This is a genomic window from Loktanella sp. DJP18, assembly GCF_049310965.1.
Lineage (GTDB): Bacteria > Pseudomonadota > Alphaproteobacteria > Rhodobacterales > Rhodobacteraceae > Loktanella.
The window spans coordinates 1-16001 of sequence record NZ_JBMERN010000013.1; the positions used below are offsets into that span (position 1 = coordinate 1).

Here is a 16001-nt window from a genome sequence, read left to right on the forward strand (position 1 = left end):
CCTGGGTGCCGGCGGCCGGTATCCTAAGGCGCTGTGGGGCCTGACCGTATTGTAGTGACGCCGCCAGCGTTCGATTAGGATTTGGGCCTCGCGTAACGTGGTGAAGACCTCGCCATTGAGCAGCTCATCCCGGAAACGGGCGTTGAAGCTCTCGCAGTAGCCGTTCTCCCACGGTGAGCCTGGGGTGATGAATGCGGTTTTCGCGCCCACGGCACCGATCCAGGCGCGCATCTTCTTGGCGATAAATTCTGCGCCATTGTCCGACCTTATGTATTCCGGCGGACCGCGGAGGATGAACAGATCCGTCACCTGTCAAGCGACACCCACTTTTACGAGCTAATGTGACACCCAGTGTTATGAGGTTCGGCTCGACGGTAGCGGCTACGGGGTTCGCGCTGACCGCCACGAGTCAGAGCGCGCACCCCGTGGCCGCGGGATCGTCGTGATGGGGTCAGCCTTTCAGGGCCTCTTCGAGATCGCGTAGCCGATAGCTTCGGCCCTTGATGTTGAGGACGTGGGCGCGGTGAAGGAGTCGATCGAGGATGGCAGTCGCCAGCACTTCGTCGCCAGTGAGCGGTTCGGTCCAGTCTCGGATGCTTTTGTTGGTCGTGATGATCATGGCAACACGGCCGTAGCGATAACTGACAAGGCGGAAGAACAGGCTAGCCACATCGCGGTTCATCGGGTTGTAACCCCATTTCGTCAATCAGCAACACCGAACTGGACATGTACTTTTTGCTCTTCAGTCGGGAGGGTGGAATATGTGCGTCGGCCCCCAGCGCAGTCAGTAACTCGTCGAAGCGGTAGTACTGGACCGAGAAACCGATCTGGATCGCGCGGATTCCGAGGCTCACGAGGAGGTGGCTTTTCCCGATTCATGTCGCTCCCGGGCCAGATCCGAATGTCGCTGGACAATGCAAAAAATTATGCCGGTGGAATGCCAGTTTCAGAACGATTTATCCGTTGATCAGGCGCATGTAGCGTGACCTTGGCACATTGTGCTTTCGCAAGACACGGCTTTCCGTACGTACGATCGCGCGATCAAAGGTGTTGCGAACCCGTTGTGTTCTGCTTTTGCTTAGCCGAACGGGGTTTCCAACTGATATGCTAATCGTCAGTGATTCCCCATTGCCATACTCAAAAACTTTTCCGTCCAGTAAGTTCTGAATTTTATCCTCCAACTCAACGGAGGTCTCCAGGTTTTCTTTTCCGGCAACGACAATAAAGACACCGCTTCCAGTATAGGCCATCATGTAGTCATACCTTCTGAAGGTATTGCTGATTGCATCGGCCGTCTGAGTAAGTATGTACAGAAATTCTTCTTCAGACGCACGCGTATAAATCCTTTCGATTGTATCAATTTTGATGCCGACAACCTGCGAACAGACCATATCACCCTCAGGAATTTGATTCATGTAGTTCGCTAAGGCCATGTATCTGATAAGATATTTTATACCATGAATCGAAATTTCATGAGAAAGCGCAAATGAATGTTCATCTGCGTTAGGAAGCTCTCCTCCGTCAATTCCGGTTGCGTGTGCTGCCGTCTCGTTCAGCGTTGTCCATAACTTTTTTGCCATGCGGAGACAGGCCTGGAATACAGTAATATCGAGGGGCTTTTTCACGTAATCCGTAGCGCCCGCACCAAAAGCGCGATTAATGAAATCTCTTTCAGTCCTTGCGTTCAGAATAATGATCGGAATTTTACTGTAAGCAGGAATTTTACGCGCCAAGCTGCAGAGTTCAATTCCATCCATACCCGGCAAGCTGATGTCGAGAAGCAGGCAATCAAAACTGATGTTTTCATTACGCAGCATGTCCAATACTACTTCACCTGAAGCCGCAGTCGAAATCTCCGGAAAATCTGCTTTGGCAGCCATCTCAGACAAAAAATCAAGGACAAATGGATCGTTATCAACAGCAAGAATCTTCATATAGGATTCCTGTATTTTACATACTGTACCATATTGAGGATAACTCTATAGGTTATAGAAGGTCGTGTGAATGATTTGGGCGCGTCGATACAGGGCTATCGCGTTTGAAAATTTGAGCGTGAAGAGCGTGAACTTTTGGGCTCTCTCGCTGCGTTCGTGGTCAGGTTTCGATGATTTTCGACCTCTGCGTGACGAGACAGACCCAAACGCGATTCCCCTGCGCGTCGATAAGCTATCACGCTTATTGTAAATATACGAATAAGTATTCTGATTTTTGCTCTCACACCATGCCATCATCGGGACCGCAGGGACTGCTGTCCAGCACCTTAGGATGCGACGGGAAGCATGGAAACGGCAACCCACTTACTCGGCCACAATTTATCCGCAATTTGGACATATTTTGCTTTTAAGACCTGTTCGGCTGGTAGGAACACGTGGATCATAAGGCGGTACCAGCGAGAGGTATGAGCGCTTCAGTCCACTTGTGGGAATGCGCGCATCTGTCCTTGTTGCTGTCAGTTCATAGAGTGGTTACCACTATATGTGGCATCGAAAGGATGTGCGGTGTGATGTCACCTAAAGTACAGAGACCGGCAGTACGCTTCGGCGCGATCGCTTTTATAATGATGGTTGCGATGGTGAGCGGTTTACTTGCCTCAATCGCGACAGCAGACGAGATAGTGAGATTGGACATGCCTCCAGTTCCCGTCTCGCAAGTTCGCGCGCTAGACGGGTTAACAATCACGCGAGGTCACGCCCAGATCATTCGCTATACGCAAGAGCCGGGAACTGTAATTGTCGGGGATGCGGAGGTCGTGGTCGCGTCGATCGCCGCGTCGGACATCCTTATTTTGACGGGGCTGCAGGTGGGCGTGACGAATGTCATCGTACTGGACGATGACGGCGCTCAGATTGATCAGTTCGTACTGCGCGTCGCCCTGCCAGGAAGTAACGTCATCGTTCGGCGGGCGCTTGAGCGGCAGATTATGCGGTGCAATCCCCTTTGTGCGCCGACTGAAGAGGCGACCACAGCAGTCGAGCCCACTTTACCCGTTCTTGCGCCCCCGGTCGCGGCACAAACGTCTGAAGCCGCCCCGGGGCCCGGTGCCTGAAACAGGCGGGTACGGTCGGAGCTGTTCCCCCCCGTGTCAGGGAAGTTGTCCGCCGCTCCACTTTTCCTCTATCTTACAGGTGGGCGGGATAGGACAATGACTTGGGATATTCACCGGAACGTACGGATGATGTTGAGAAGCCCCTTTTTCCGACTTTTTCAGGTTGGCTTGGGTTTGGGCGGTTTGTCCCGCCAGGCTTCGACCATGCGGGCATAAGAAGCCTCTGAATTGGCGACCAGCTCCATCTCGCGGTGTCGGATCTCCTTTATCCAGTAGTCCCGCCCAGGTCCCGGCTTGTTGCCGTGCTGCTTGGTCGCTCCAGCGCGCAACTCGAGTTTGCGCATCTTCATCGCCACGAAGACCGGTCGGGCCCTGCGATACGGTTCTTCTTTCGCGAGGAGTGTCCAGATCAGCGTAGCGATCTTGCGCGCGGTGGCGACAGCCGCGACGTTAGAGACTGTGCAGAATTTTGTGCCCTGGCGTGGTAACCCCATGATGAGGAGACCCACGTATGAGCATCGACAAAGACCTTCTGGACCGGCTGATGGAAGGCCGTTCGCCCGGCGATCTGTTTGGCAAGACAGGCATACTTTCCGAGTTGACCAAGGCGCTGGCAGAGCGCGCGCTGAGCACGGAACTGGACGTTCACCTGGACGAGGAGCGCACGGACGATGTCCCTGAGGGCCAGAACCAGCCCCCGAACCGGCGCAACGGTCGCAGCCAGAAGACGGTGGAGTAACGCGCGAAAGTTGGTGATGCCCTGAGGGGCGGCATATCAAGGCGGTGTCGAGTCGCCGTCAATTCTCGATTCTTCGCCCAGATCGACAAGGAGGAGGTCGACCCGCTTCTCAGCATCACCACAAAAGCCGCATGATCATGACCTCAGGCCATCTCGTAATTTACACCACCTTGACGGACGTGACCCGGAATTTTGTCACTGCGATCAGCGTTGAACGTGTGCGGTATTTATAGCATCCTCAAGAGAATAAGCCGTGACCAATATCAGCCGAGTGGCGCTCCGTGCAACAAGGCTGTGCTTCAGTATGAATGTAACATATCGCCGTGGAAGCCCAGAGCGGCATCGTGTACCTTAAAAAGGTGCAGGGCATAGACACAGGTAAATAGTTGAGCGCGAAATCAGCAAATCTAGTGAGCTTTGTCATTCCGGTTTACAACGAAGAGGCGGTCTTGCCGGTTTTCTTTGAACGGATGGACGCGCTCTTGGGCGAGTTTGGCGCCGACGTTGAGGTCATCTTGGTCAACGACGGCAGCGTTGATGCGTCGCTGGATCTGTTGCGCGGCAAGTCACAGACCGATCCGCGCTATATCACGCGGGACCTATCACGTAACTTCGGCCACCAGATTGCCATAACCGCCGGGATCGATGCCGCCCGGGGCGATGCGGTGATTATAATGGATGCCGACCTGCAAGACCCGCCTGAGATCGCGCTGGAAATGATTGCAGTCTGGCGCCAAGGTGCGCAGGTTGTGTCGGCCCGCCGCCGCCGGCGCGAAGGCGAGACATTTTTCAAGCGCGCCACGGCCAAGCTCTATTATCAACTCCTGTCGCGGCTCTCGCCCGTGAAGATGCTCGAGGATGTAGGCGATTTCCGCCTGATCGACCGGCAGGTGGTCGACGCGCTGCGGTCGATGAAGGAACACAACCGCTATCTCAGAGGCATGATCTCTTGGGTTGGCTATAAGCATGCCGAGGTGCTTTACGACCGGCACGAGCGCGCGGCAGGCGCGTCGAAATACACCCTGAACAGCATGGCTTTGCTGGCCAGCAACGGGGTCATCGCTTTTTCTGAGGTGCCCTTGCGCATCGCGCTGTGGTTCGGACTTTGCGTTTCAATGGCTTCCTTCGCCGCAGTGATTTGGGTTCTGCTCGGCGTCATTCTTGGGGGCGAGATGGTCTCGGGATGGGCCTCGACCATGATCATGCTGTCGCTTCTGTCAGGCGTGCAGCTTCTGACCATTGGCGTCGTGGGGCTTTACGTGGGACGTATCTATAACGAGGTTAAGGGACGGCCGCTCTATTTTGTGAACGCTGAGATGGATGTCGCGATTCAACCTGCGGTAGAGTTCTTAACCGCGCCGACGGCGCGCCAGACATAAGCGGGAGTGGCAATGCAGGTTGTCTTGTTGTGCGGCGGGGTGGGGTCGCGGTTTCCTGAGGAGACCGAAGTGCGCCCGAAGCCGATGATCGAGATCGGGCACAAACCGATCCTGTGGCATATCATGCAGATATATAGTCATTTCGGCCATGACCGGTTCGTGCTCTGCACCGGCTACAAGGGCGACGTAATTAAGAAATACTTCCTCAACTATCGACACTTTAGCCAGGATATCGAGGTCGATCTCGCCAAGGGCCAGGTCCGCACCATTGGCGAGACCGTCACCGCGCCCCCCTGGTCGGTGCGTATCCAAGACACCGGCGTCCACACTATGACCGGCGCACGGCTGAAACGGGCGATGCGCTATGTTGATGACGACATCTTCCTCGCCACCTATGGTGACGGGGTAGCCAACGTGGATATCCTTCGACTGGTCGAAAAGCACAAGGAATCGGGAAAGCTGGCCACTGTAACCGCCGTGCGCCCCTCGTCACGCTTTGGCGAACTGGGGCTTGAGGGCGATCTGGTGACCTCGTTCCAGGAAAAGCCGCAGACCGGTCAGGGCTGGATTAACGGTGGCTTCTTCGTCTTCTCGAAATCCATCTTCGAGTCGCTACCCGACGACCCCTCGATTACCCTCGAGGAGGGTATATTACAGGATCTCAGCCGTAGCCGCCAGCTGGGCGTTTACGTGCATGACGGTTTCTGGCAATGTATGGACACGTTGCGCGAAAAGGCATTGCTTGAAAGCTACTGGAAAGCGGGCAATGCCCCGTGGAAGCTGTGGTGATGAGGTCTGGTGATTGGCAGGGTCGGCGGGTCTTTTTGACTGGCCATACCGGTTTCATGGGTGGGTGGCTGACGACCTATCTGATGATCCGCGGGGCCGAGGTACATGGCTTTGCGCTCACGCCCCCCACAGATCCATCCTTCTTCGACGTCACAGGGCTGGGCGCGCGCATGGCCTCTTCGACTATCGGCGACGTGCGTGACTTAGACAGCCTGACCCGTGCGATGCGCGCCGCCGCGCCAGAGGTGATCTGTCATCTCGCCGCGCAACCGCTGGTCCTACCCGCCTTTGAGGATCCGAAAACCACGTTCGAAATCAACGTTATGGGGACGCTCAACCTGATGCAAGCAGCCCGTGAACAAGAGGGGCTGGCTGCAATGCTGCTGGTGACCACTGACAAGGTTTATTTCAACCAGAACTGGCACTGGCCTTACCGCGAGAACGAACCCTTGGGCGGCCGCGAGCCCTACAGTGCCAGCAAGGTGGCTAGCGAGATGGTAATCTCGGCATATGCCAATAGCTATTTAGACGGTGTCGGCATTGCAGCACTGCGTGTAGGCAACATCATCGGCGGCGGCGATTGGGCGCGCCACCGGCTGATCCCCGACGCCGTGCGCTGCTTTTCAAACGGCGCACCGCTGGTCCTGCGCCACCCGCATGCTACCCGGCCGTGGCAGCACGTGCTCGACCCTCTGCCGGGGTATCTGGCATTGGCCGAGGCGCTCTTGCACGATCCATCTGGGTTCTCAGGTGGATGGAATCTTGGCCCGATCCAGCGGGATTGCCAGCCCGTGGACAGGGTGGCATACCTGATGACAGAGGCTTGGGGCGGGAGTGCCTGCGTTGCTGAAACTGGCGCCTCCGATATCTACGAAGAAACATTCCTGTCACTTGACAGCTCGAAGGCCACTCAACGGCTGGGGTGGGCGCCGCGTTGGAACTTGGAGACCGCCATCGCGCGGTCGGTCGAATGGTATCAGGCCGCCGCCGCAGGGCAGGACATGGCCGCACTCACGCAGGCCCAGATCGACGCCTTCGACAAGGCAGGGTAGGGGAACAGGATGCGACACACGTGCCGCTTCTGCACCGAACCGCTGACCGAGGTCGTGGCCGATCTGGGCTTATCGCCAGTCTCGAACCACTTTCGCTCGGCCGAAGCCGTGCGGCATGATGGGCGGCCGTTCTTTCCGCTGGTGGTAATGGTCTGCACATCGTGCTGGCTGGTACAACTGACCAAGGTGAAAACACCGCCGCACTTCCACGACGACTACGTATATTTCTCCAGCTTCTCCTCCTCGTGGCTGCGCCATTCGGAAGTCTATGCAAAAGCGATGATCAAGCGACTGGGTCTCGGGGAGGATAGCCTCGTGGTCGAACTTGCTAGCAATGACGGCTACCTTCTGCAATACTTCAAGGCTGCTGGTGTGCCCGTGATGGGGGTGGAACCCTCATGCAACGTGGCCGAACAAGCCAAGATGACCCACGGCATCGATAGCATCGTGGAGTTCTTTAGCGATGCGCTGGCCCGTAAGATGGCTGCTGATGGCCGGATGGCCGACCTGATCGTGGGCAACAACGTACTGGCCCATGTACCCGATATCGGCGATTTCGTCTCGGGCCTGCGGCACATCCTGAAATCCGAAGGCACCGTGACATTCGAGTTTCCGCACCTACTGAGGATGCTCGAAGAGGGACAGTTCGACACCATTTACCACGAGCATTTCAGCTATCTGTCGCTCCTGGCTGTGGAAAAGGTCGCCACCGCTTATGGGTTGGAGGTGTATGGCATCGAAGAACAGGGCACGCATGGCGGATCACTGCGGATCTACCTACGCCACAAGGATGCTGACGTCTCGGACATAGGGCTGGCCGAGGGGCTAGCCAAGGTGCGCGCCGACGAGGCTGCCGCAGGTCTCGACACGCTCTCACCCTACCGTGTGTTCCGCGCGCTTCCCGCGACTCGCAAGATGGCGTTGATGGAGTTCCTGATCGACGTCCGCCGCGCGGGCAAGACAGTGGTAGGCTATGGCGCGCCCGCTAAGGGCAACACGTTACTGAATTATTGCGAGATTGGGCCGGAGCTTTTGCCATTCACCACCGATCTCAACCCCGCCAAGCAGGGTAAGTACCTGCCCGGCGTCAACATTCCCGTCATGGCACCAGATGAGATCGACCGTGTGAAGCCCGACTACGTGCTGATCCTGCCCTGGAACCTGCGCGAAGAGATTGCCGAACAATTGGCCCATATCCGCGATTGGGGTGGGCTGTTCGTGGTCGCTATGCCCACGCTCGAGGTGTTTTGATGGAGTTCTTGCCCACCTCTCTGCCCGGTGTGACAATTATCCGCCCAAAACTAATGCGTGACGCGCGAGGACTCTTCGCGCGAACCTATTGCGCAGAGGCCTTCAGGAAGGCCGGGCTCGATCTGACTGTGGAGCAGATGGCACTGTCGCAGAACACGCTGCGCGGCACCCTGCGCGGATTGCACATAATCCCGGAAGCGGTGGGTGAGGTCAAGCTGGTGCGCTGCACCCGTGGTGCAGTTTTTGACGTGGTGGTTGACCTTCGGTTTGGCTCACCCGCTTTCGGGCAATGGATTTCGGTGGAGTTGAACGCGAAGAATTATCAGGCGCTTTACCTTCCCAAGGGGTTGGCGCACGGCTTTCTGACATTGGTCGACGATACCGAGATCGCCTACCAGTTCAGCGAACCGCACCGGCCTGGCATCGAAACCGGTTTGCGCTGGGACGATCCCGACCTCGCCATCAATTGGCCCTTTGCGCCGATCGTCTTGTCGGACCGAGACAGGGGCCTGCCGCTGCTGGCGGAATCAGAGTATGCGCCATGAGCCTGCGTATCCTCATGACCGGAGCGACCGGCTTTGTCGGGCGGGCCATAATCTCGCATCTTGGCGACGCAAACCTGCACATCGTGTCCCGGCGTCCAGTGACAGGCACGGGCCATTGGCACCACGCTGACTTGCGCGATGCCGCGCAGGCCGTGACACTCATCAGAACAGTGCGGCCCGATATCTTGATCCATGCGGCTTGGGAAACCGAACACGGGGCCTTTTGGCATGCCGACAGCAACCGCGATTGGCTGGCCGCAGGCAAGGCGATGTTCGACGCAATGAAACGCATGGGCGGGCAGCGGATCGTGTCCCTAGGCACTTGCGCCGAATACCCGTTCTCCAACCACCCCCTGTCCGAGGACAAGGCCGGTCCCGCGCCTGCCACGGTCTATGGTCAGACCAAGCTAGAGCTTCTTCGCCATCTCCACGGGCTGGGTATCTCTTACGCCTGGCCGCGCATCTTTCACTGCTACGGTGCGGGCGAGGACCCCCGCCGCCTTGTACCGAAAGTAGTCGCCGCGCTCGCGGCGGGCCAGCCTATCGCCTGTTCCTCAGGCACCCAGAAGCGCGACTTCATGGAGGTACGCGATACGGGCCGGACGGTCGCTGCGCTGTCGCTGTCGAATGTAGACGGCGCGATCAACCTCGGCTCAGGTGAGAGCGTGACCATAGGTCAGGTAGCGGGCACGCTTGGTGCCATCGCCGGGCGGCCAGACCTGATCCACCTCGGTGCGCTGCCCGACCGACCCGGCGATCCGCCCGTGCTGGTCCCCGACCTTACCCGCCAGCGCGAAAGCTTACGCTTTTCGCCGAACATCCCGCTGAAAACTGGCCTGCACGACGCCTTCGCCCATTGGTCCCAGTCACTTCAGCCCACCCCATCCTCCTTGACGGAGAAGACATGACAGATCCAAGCTTTGAGGCCGAGCGTCGCAACAACATCGCCCGCATGGCTGCCGACGACGCCTTGACGGCCAAGACGCTCGACTGGCTGGCCCATGCACAGGAGCGCAAGTATTCCTATCAGTTTGACTGGATGGGCCTGCCCCTCATCCAGTACCCGCAGGACGTGGTCGCCATGCAGGAACTGGTCTGGTCGCTGAAGCCCGATCTCGTGATTGAAACCGGCATCGCACGCGGCGGCTCTGCAATTTTCTACGCCTCGCTTCTGGAGATCAACGCCATGTGTGGCGGACCAAGCGATGCGGAAGTCGTAGCGATCGACATCGACATCCGCGCCGATAACCGCGCCGCGATCGCGACGCACCCCATGGCGAAACGCCTAACCATGCTGGAAGGCTCCAGCGTGGACAAGGGCATCGTCGCACAGGTGGCCAAGATGGCCGAAGGCAAATCCTCGGTCCTCGTCTGCCTCGATTCTGATCACACTCACGATCACGTTCTGGATGAACTGAAGGCTTACGCACCCATGGTCACTCCTGGCGGCTATTGCGTGGTCTTTGACACGCTGATCGAGGACCTACCCAAGACCGCCATCGGTGACCGCCCCTGGGGTGTCGGCAACAACCCGATGACGGCGCTCGACGCCTACTTAGCCGAGGACGACCAGTTCGAAATCGACAATGCGCGCCATGAAAAGCTGCAGATTACCGTGGCCCGCCGAGGATTTTTGAAACGCAAGGGATGATGTGAGCAGTTTCAGCGTCCTCGTACCCGTCCTGAACGGCGCCGAGCATATCGGTGACGCACTCAATTCCGTTGCCAATCAGACGCACGGAAACCTGCGCGTGGTGGTCAGCGACAACGCCTCGACCGACGCCACGCTCGAGTTGCTCGATAGTTGGCGTGACCGGCTGGATTTGAAGGTGATCCGGCAGCCTGAAACGCGGCCCATGCAGGAGCATTTCAACGCCATACTCGACCAGGTGCGCACCGATCACTACATGCTTTTATGCCACGACGACTACCTAGCGCAGCCGGATGCAGTGGCGCTGGCGGACCAGGCACTGATTGATCACCCCGACATCCCGGCGGTCTATTGCGACCTGGAATACGTGAACGCCGACAAGCGACGGCTTGCCACCCGCCGCTTTCCGCGCGGGGCACTCTTTGCCGCCGACACCGCCGGACGCGAGACCCTGCGCACAGCGCGCAACATGTTCGGCGTTCCTATTGGTGTACGCCGGTCCGCCTTGGGTGACCTGCGCTATGATCCGCGCTTTCACTACACAATGGATGTGGACTTGTCTTGGGCCATGGCGCGTGGGCAGATGCTAGTCCACATCGCCCAACCTTTGATCGCCAACCGCTACCGCGCGGGCAACACCACTTGGCAATTACTCAACAAGTCCCGCGGCGAGTTTCTCGCACTACACGACAAGTACGGCATACCGCTGAACCCCGTGGAGCACGTGCAGCTCAGCGCACGTATCTGGGCGGTGAACCAGCAGAAAAAGATCTTTGGACTTTTCGGACGGATGTTTGAATGGCTGGGCTGAAGCTGCCCTTTACCGGCCAGCTAGCCCGGTTTGGGGCGGTGGGGCTGGCCAACACCGCGCTCAGCTACGGCTTCTATGTACTGGGGCTGGCTCTGGGGCTGCCCTATTGGGCGGCAAGCCTCGTGGCACTAATCTTCGGGATCATTACCGGGTTCTTCGCCCAAGGCAAACTGGTGTTCTGCGCATCGACACAAAGGCGTTTCCCGTACTTCGTTGCGGTCTGGGCAGTGCTTTACTGCGTAAACGTTTGCCTGATCTTGGTTTTTTCTTGGCTGGGGTTCGACTACTACACTGCGGGTCTGATCGCGCTGATACCCACGGTATTGATGTCCTTCCTGCTAAATCGCGCGGTGGTGTTTCGACCATGAGCGCAGCTCGTCCCAATCGCCTACTAACGGCGCTCGTCCTCGCAGTGGGGTCGGCGCAGTTCGTCCTGATCTTCCGGTTCGAGGTGAACTGGGACGAATTTCTAAACCTTTCGATGCTCTACGAACACCAACGCGGAGAATTGCGCGAGATCCTGCAAACCGCCTTCATCCACCTGTTCCACTGGGTACCGCTCTTGTCCCAGAACGAGGTCACCCAGGTGATCGCCGCGCGCTGCCTTGTGGCGGGGTTCGCGCTGGTCACCTCGCTGGCGATCTGGGCCACCGCGCGGCATCTGACCAACCACGACGGCGGAAAAATCGCCGTCTTTGCCTATTGGAGCGTGAGTTACGTCATGCAGCACGGTCTCGCGTTGCGCACTGATACGCTGGCAGCGGCCCCTATCATGGTCGCGCTCTGGCTGACGGTCACCCGATGGCAAGACATGCGCGCGATTCTGGGCGCCGGCCTGCTTCTGGGGCTGGCGAGCGCGCTGACAATCAAGGCCGTCTTCTTTATGCCCATGCTGTTGATCGTGGCGTTGGTCCAGATGTGGGGCAGGATACCGGTGACCCAAATCCTGTGCTGGGTCCTCCTGGCGGGGCTTGCCGCGACATGTGCGTTTCTGGCAATCATCGGCCTGCACAGCCTGACCTTTAACGGTTTCGACAGCCCGCTGGCGTTTCTCGACCGCACCAAAGACGCAACCCTTCAGGCGCGGGACTACTCCATCTTCCGAAGTTACGCCCTTTATGGTGTCTTTCATAACCCCCTGTTCTTTGTGTTGCTGTTCATCGGGGTCATCCGTGCGCTGGAACAGCTTGCTACTCCTGCCGCGCGTCGCATGGGGCTTGTCAGCCTCGCCCTACTGGTCCCGCTCTTTGTGCCACTGGTCTATCGCGACATGTACCCTTATTTTTATGCACTTCTGTTGCCTCCAGTGGCCGTGGCAACCGCCTATGGGTTGAATACGTTTCAGCGGTTCAGTCATGTCACAGTCGCCGTTCTGGTTGCCTTCTGGGTATGGAACCTTGGCAATGCACTTTACCAGTCAAACGGTCACCAAGCGCGAATCCTCGATGTGGTACACCAAAGCTTCGCGCCGGAAAGCACTTATCTCGACGGGCGATCGATGGTATCGTCCTATGCCAAGAGGGGCCTCTTCATGAGCACATGGGGCATGACCGACTACCGCGCGCAGGGCCGCGCGATTTACACCGACCTCCTGCGCCGTGAGACGCCCGTTTTCCTTCTGGTCAACGCCGCTGCACTGTATTTTGATCGCTTCAATCCGGAAGCGGTCGAGGCGCATCCCCACGGACTTCTAGCCGAGGATTTCACCGTGTTGCATGACAGCTTCGTGCCCTTCTGGGGCCCGATCCGAGTGCCCGGTCGTGTCGTTGATCCCGAAATGGATGCTATTGAGATATTCACGCCCGGCCTTTACGCAAACCGCGGTCCGGGGATTCTTACGATTGACGAGATGACGCTCGATCCGGGGGCCGAGGCGATGCTTGATGCCGGTCATTATCGGGTCAAGACGTTAAACACGTCGACACTGGCGCTTGCCGTTAATCCTCCGACTGAGGCGGCCCCTAAGGGTCCGGTGTTCCACGGCTTCATGTACGCGCCTTTTACCCTGAGTGGGGGGCCTCTAGTCATGCTAAGTTTGAGCAAGACCCGCTTAACACTATTAGGCCCTACCGGATCGAAGCTGCGAAAGTGGCCAGAATTTAGAACATTTGTGAACACTGTTAATCTTGGGCTGCTTCATTGAGCGCCCGGTAGACGCTCATGCGTGAAATCTCCCCCGTCAGACGCACAGCAATAAACCAACAAAGCAGAGCTAATAGCACGCCAGCATAGACGTCAACTGCATAGTGCCAAGCCAAAAGGACAGCCCCGATTGCGATCACTGCTGCAAATCCTGTCAGCAGCCATCCAGCCCATTGGGCTCGGCGGAAGCCATATAGCGCCAGTAAGGTTGCACTAGCCATATGCATACTAGGCATCGCAGAAATTCCTGCTACAGAGCCGTCGTAGGCATAGCCCTGCCAGAGCATGTCCTGCGTCTTAAGACCCGGGTTGAGTATGATCCTGTCGAACTCGGCCAGCGTAGTATTAAGTTGGGTAAAGTCAGTGCCAAAACCGAGTTTCTCAAAATAAACTGGCCCACCTGACGAAAATACAGTGGCCATTATATTTCCACCCAACGCCCAAGTCAGAACAAACGCCACTAGGAGGGTATTGCGCGTCTTCTGCTGATCAGATTCAGTTGTAAAACATGCTAAGAAAACAACGAAGAACATAACAAAGAACCAAGCTTGGTAGGCGGCGTTGACCATACTTACAAGGCGGGGCGTACCAAATACCTGCATCAAGTATTGATACGGTGCCACACCACCATGCAATATCACGTCGAGCCGCGCCAGCGCAGGGTCCCAGCTAAACGGATTCAATTGGGGAATGATCTCCTTAAAATAACTGAAAGACCCGGTAAAAACCGCAAGCATTAACAGGGTCAGACCGCCCTCAATCAGGCGATTACCATCGCCAAAGATACGCCAGAGATCCCGCGCAAACCATCGGATTGGCCGCTTTGGCTGGACCCTCACCGCCATGTAGCAGAACCGCCAGATAAATATTACGATTACAAAACAGGGCAGCAGTAACCCGAAAAGAAGCGAAAGCGCGTTGAAGGTTCCCATTTTGAAGGGCACCTCAGAAATTTGTCCTGCAGCCAAAGTGGCGACAAAATGCAGGCCGATCAACCCGATTAGTACTCGGTTGCGCCACACACCCTGCGACAGATACTGCCAAAGAGAAGGATTAAATTGGCTGATATAGCCAAATGGCTTCTCCGTCATTATTATCTGTACCTTCCCACTACTCGCTGGGGTTACAACATGGCCAGCGCCAGCCTCGCAACAATAATACTCTGATACAAGCAACATGTCACATCCCGGAAGGTAGTACGGCTGTTTTTGAACAGTTCCGGTTTGAGTTTGTGCCAGTCCTTCATCGCTTGCAAGGATGTGGGACTTGAGTACGCACTGGAGTGATGCCCAAAAGTTAGTGACGGCTTGATCAGGCGGCGTTTTGTAATTGCTTGATACCGTCCTTGAAGGCAATACCTTGGATCACTTCGGCAGGGGAATCGCGTTTGGAACTGAAGGCGTGAACGGTCGCTCTTGCCTGTGAGGGCGAGATGGATTCTGAACTGGGGATTGGGTTCACGGAGTCCTCATCATCATGCAGATTTTTCTATCCGCCTTCGACGACGTCCCCGATCCGCGGGCCAGTAACGCCCGCCACGACCTTGGGGAACTGCTTGTCATCGCTTTCGTATCGGTCCTGTGCGGGTCAGCCTCGTGCGCCGAAATGGCCGCCTTTGGTCGCGCAAAAGAGCGCCTTTTCAGAGACTTCCTGAAGTTGAAGCATGCCATCCCTTCGCATGACACCTTCTCTGAGATCTTCCGGGTGATCGACCCAAAGGCACTCGATGCCGCCTTTGGCAAAGTGCTCGCCGATGTCGCAGCTCTTCTCAAGGACGGCGATGTCATCGCCATCGACGGCAAGGCATTACGCGGTGCTCGTGACAAAGGTGAGAGTGCCCGGACGCGCATGATGGTCTCAGCCTATGCCTCGCGGCTGCGCCTCACGCTGGCGACAGTGACCGCCGACCGGGGCACAGAGCTCGACGCGGCCATCGAGGCTCTGGGACTGATTGCGCTCAAGGGCAAGGTGGTGACCGGTGACGCTCTGCACTGCAACCGCCGCACAGTGGCCGCTATCAACGCAGGGGGCGGTGATTGGTGCCTGGCGCTGAAAGGCAATCAGGAGTCCCTTCTGTCAGACGCCCGCGGCTGTTTCAGCAATCTGAAGGATGGCCACCCCGTGGCCAGCTCCGCGGACACGGCCCATGGTCGCAAAGAGACCCGGACCGGCGTGGTCGTATCGGCTAAAGCATTGGGTGAATATCATGAATTTCCCGGTCTCAAAGGGTTCGCCAAGATTGATGCAACCCGAGATACCGGAGGCAAAGTGACCTCCCAGACACGGTATTTTGCCTTATCCTGGATGCCGACACCCGAGGTCTTGCTCGCCACGGTGCGCGACCACTGGGCCATCGAAAACGCTTTGCATTGGCAGCTTGACGTCTCGTTCCGCGAAGACGCCGCACGCAACCGAAAGGACAACGGACCGGGCAACATCGCCGTGCTGCGCCGCCGCGCTCTGGATGTCGTCCGACGCGACACATCCAAAGGCTCTCTCAGCATCAAACTCAAGCGAGCTGGCTGGGACGAGGCATTCTTATGCAGCGTTCTCAATGGGCTGTAAGACGCATGATGCCAAACGCGATTGCCCTGCA

The 16001-nt window shown here is 57.4% G+C and carries 17 protein-coding genes and 2 pseudogenes; 13 read left to right on the plus strand and 6 right to left on the minus strand.

Features of this window, described 5'->3' with window-relative positions:
* The 4 genes and pseudogenes from ACOI1H_RS05755 to ACOI1H_RS05770 all read right to left on the minus strand — a co-directional run.
* Positions 1 to 309 (minus strand): annotated as a pseudogene (locus ACOI1H_RS05755) (integrase core domain-containing protein); the annotation flags it as partial.
* A 142-nt stretch (positions 310 to 451) separates the two neighbouring features.
* Positions 452 to 670 (minus strand): ATP-binding protein, encoded by a 219-nt coding sequence (locus tag ACOI1H_RS05760; RefSeq protein WP_422435845.1) that lies wholly within the window; start codon positions 668 to 670, stop codon positions 452 to 454.
* Entirely contained in the window at positions 663 to 875 is a 213-nt protein-coding gene (locus ACOI1H_RS05765; RefSeq protein ID WP_422435903.1) for an ATP-binding protein, read from the minus strand. Before ACOI1H_RS05765 ends, ACOI1H_RS05760 begins: the two co-directional genes overlap by 8 nt.
* Positions 876 to 956: 81 nt before the next feature.
* Complete coding sequence (locus ACOI1H_RS05770) at positions 957 to 1934, minus strand: response regulator (protein WP_422435846.1); 978 nt, start codon at positions 1932 to 1934, stop codon at positions 957 to 959.
* A 569-nt stretch (positions 1935 to 2503) separates the two neighbouring features.
* Between ACOI1H_RS05770 and ACOI1H_RS05775 the strand changes: the two genes are divergently transcribed.
* A complete protein-coding gene (locus tag ACOI1H_RS05775) occupies positions 2504 to 3046 on the plus strand; it encodes a pilus assembly protein N-terminal domain-containing protein (protein WP_422435904.1) in 543 nt (180 codons plus the stop codon).
* Positions 3047 to 3204: 158 nt separating this feature from the next.
* Here the strand turns inward: ACOI1H_RS05775 and ACOI1H_RS05780 are convergent.
* Positions 3205 to 3498 (minus strand): annotated as a pseudogene (locus tag ACOI1H_RS05780) (IS110 family transposase); the annotation flags it as partial.
* Positions 3499 to 3557: 59 nt separating this feature from the next.
* Between ACOI1H_RS05780 and ACOI1H_RS05785 the strand changes: the two are divergent.
* From ACOI1H_RS05785 to ACOI1H_RS05835, 11 genes are all read left to right on the plus strand, one after another.
* Entirely contained in the window at positions 3558 to 3785 is a 228-nt protein-coding gene (locus ACOI1H_RS05785) for a transposase (protein ID WP_422435848.1), read from the plus strand.
* 386 nt (positions 3786 to 4171) lie between these two features.
* A complete protein-coding gene (locus ACOI1H_RS05790; RefSeq protein WP_422435849.1) occupies positions 4172 to 5164 on the plus strand; it encodes a glycosyltransferase family 2 protein in 993 nt (330 codons plus the stop codon).
* Between the two features lie 12 nt (positions 5165 to 5176).
* Positions 5177 to 5953, plus strand: coding sequence for a glucose-1-phosphate cytidylyltransferase (rfbF, locus tag ACOI1H_RS05795; RefSeq protein ID WP_422435850.1), 777 nt, complete (start codon positions 5177 to 5179; stop codon positions 5951 to 5953).
* Positions 5953 to 7005 (plus strand): CDP-glucose 4,6-dehydratase, encoded by a 1053-nt coding sequence (gene rfbG / locus ACOI1H_RS05800; RefSeq protein ID WP_422435852.1) that lies wholly within the window; start codon positions 5953 to 5955, stop codon positions 7003 to 7005. The genes rfbF and rfbG overlap by 1 nt, the downstream gene beginning before the upstream one ends.
* A 9-nt stretch (positions 7006 to 7014) precedes the next feature.
* Positions 7015 to 8256 (plus strand): methyltransferase domain-containing protein, encoded by a 1242-nt coding sequence (locus ACOI1H_RS05805; protein WP_422435853.1) that lies wholly within the window; start codon positions 7015 to 7017, stop codon positions 8254 to 8256.
* A complete protein-coding gene (gene rfbC, locus ACOI1H_RS05810) occupies positions 8256 to 8801 on the plus strand; it encodes a dTDP-4-dehydrorhamnose 3,5-epimerase (RefSeq protein WP_422435854.1) in 546 nt (181 codons plus the stop codon). The genes ACOI1H_RS05805 and rfbC overlap by 1 nt, the downstream gene beginning before the upstream one ends.
* A complete protein-coding gene (locus tag ACOI1H_RS05815; RefSeq protein WP_422435856.1) occupies positions 8798 to 9709 on the plus strand; it encodes an NAD-dependent epimerase/dehydratase family protein in 912 nt (303 codons plus the stop codon). Before rfbC ends, ACOI1H_RS05815 begins: the two co-directional genes overlap by 4 nt.
* Positions 9706 to 10452: a cephalosporin hydroxylase family protein gene (locus ACOI1H_RS05820; RefSeq protein WP_422435857.1), complete on the plus strand. Its 747-nt coding sequence runs from the start codon at positions 9706 to 9708 to the stop codon at positions 10450 to 10452. Before ACOI1H_RS05815 ends, ACOI1H_RS05820 begins: the two co-directional genes overlap by 4 nt.
* 1 nt (position 10453) lies before the next feature.
* The gene (locus ACOI1H_RS05825; RefSeq protein ID WP_422435859.1) at positions 10454 to 11263 is read left to right on the plus strand and encodes a glycosyltransferase family 2 protein; all 810 of its coding nucleotides are present in this window, start codon (positions 10454 to 10456) and stop codon (positions 11261 to 11263) included.
* Positions 11251 to 11631, plus strand: a complete 381-nt coding sequence (locus ACOI1H_RS05830; RefSeq protein ID WP_422435860.1) for a GtrA family protein — start codon at positions 11251 to 11253, stop codon at positions 11629 to 11631. Before ACOI1H_RS05825 ends, ACOI1H_RS05830 begins: the two co-directional genes overlap by 13 nt.
* Complete coding sequence (locus ACOI1H_RS05835) at positions 11628 to 13406, plus strand: glycosyltransferase family 39 protein (protein WP_422435861.1); 1779 nt, start codon at positions 11628 to 11630, stop codon at positions 13404 to 13406. The genes ACOI1H_RS05830 and ACOI1H_RS05835 overlap by 4 nt, the downstream gene beginning before the upstream one ends.
* Here ACOI1H_RS05835 and ACOI1H_RS05840 read toward each other — a convergent pair.
* Positions 13384 to 14496: a phosphatase PAP2 family protein gene (locus ACOI1H_RS05840; RefSeq protein ID WP_422435862.1), complete on the minus strand. Its 1113-nt coding sequence runs from the start codon at positions 14494 to 14496 to the stop codon at positions 13384 to 13386. The genes ACOI1H_RS05835 and ACOI1H_RS05840 overlap by 23 nt on opposite strands.
* Before the next feature lie 385 nt (positions 14497 to 14881).
* On the opposite strand from ACOI1H_RS05840, the gene ACOI1H_RS05845 reads away from it, so the two are divergent.
* Positions 14882 to 15970, plus strand: a complete 1089-nt coding sequence (locus tag ACOI1H_RS05845; RefSeq protein ID WP_422435864.1) for an ISAs1 family transposase — start codon at positions 14882 to 14884, stop codon at positions 15968 to 15970.
* Positions 15971 to 16001 lie beyond the last annotated feature (31 nt).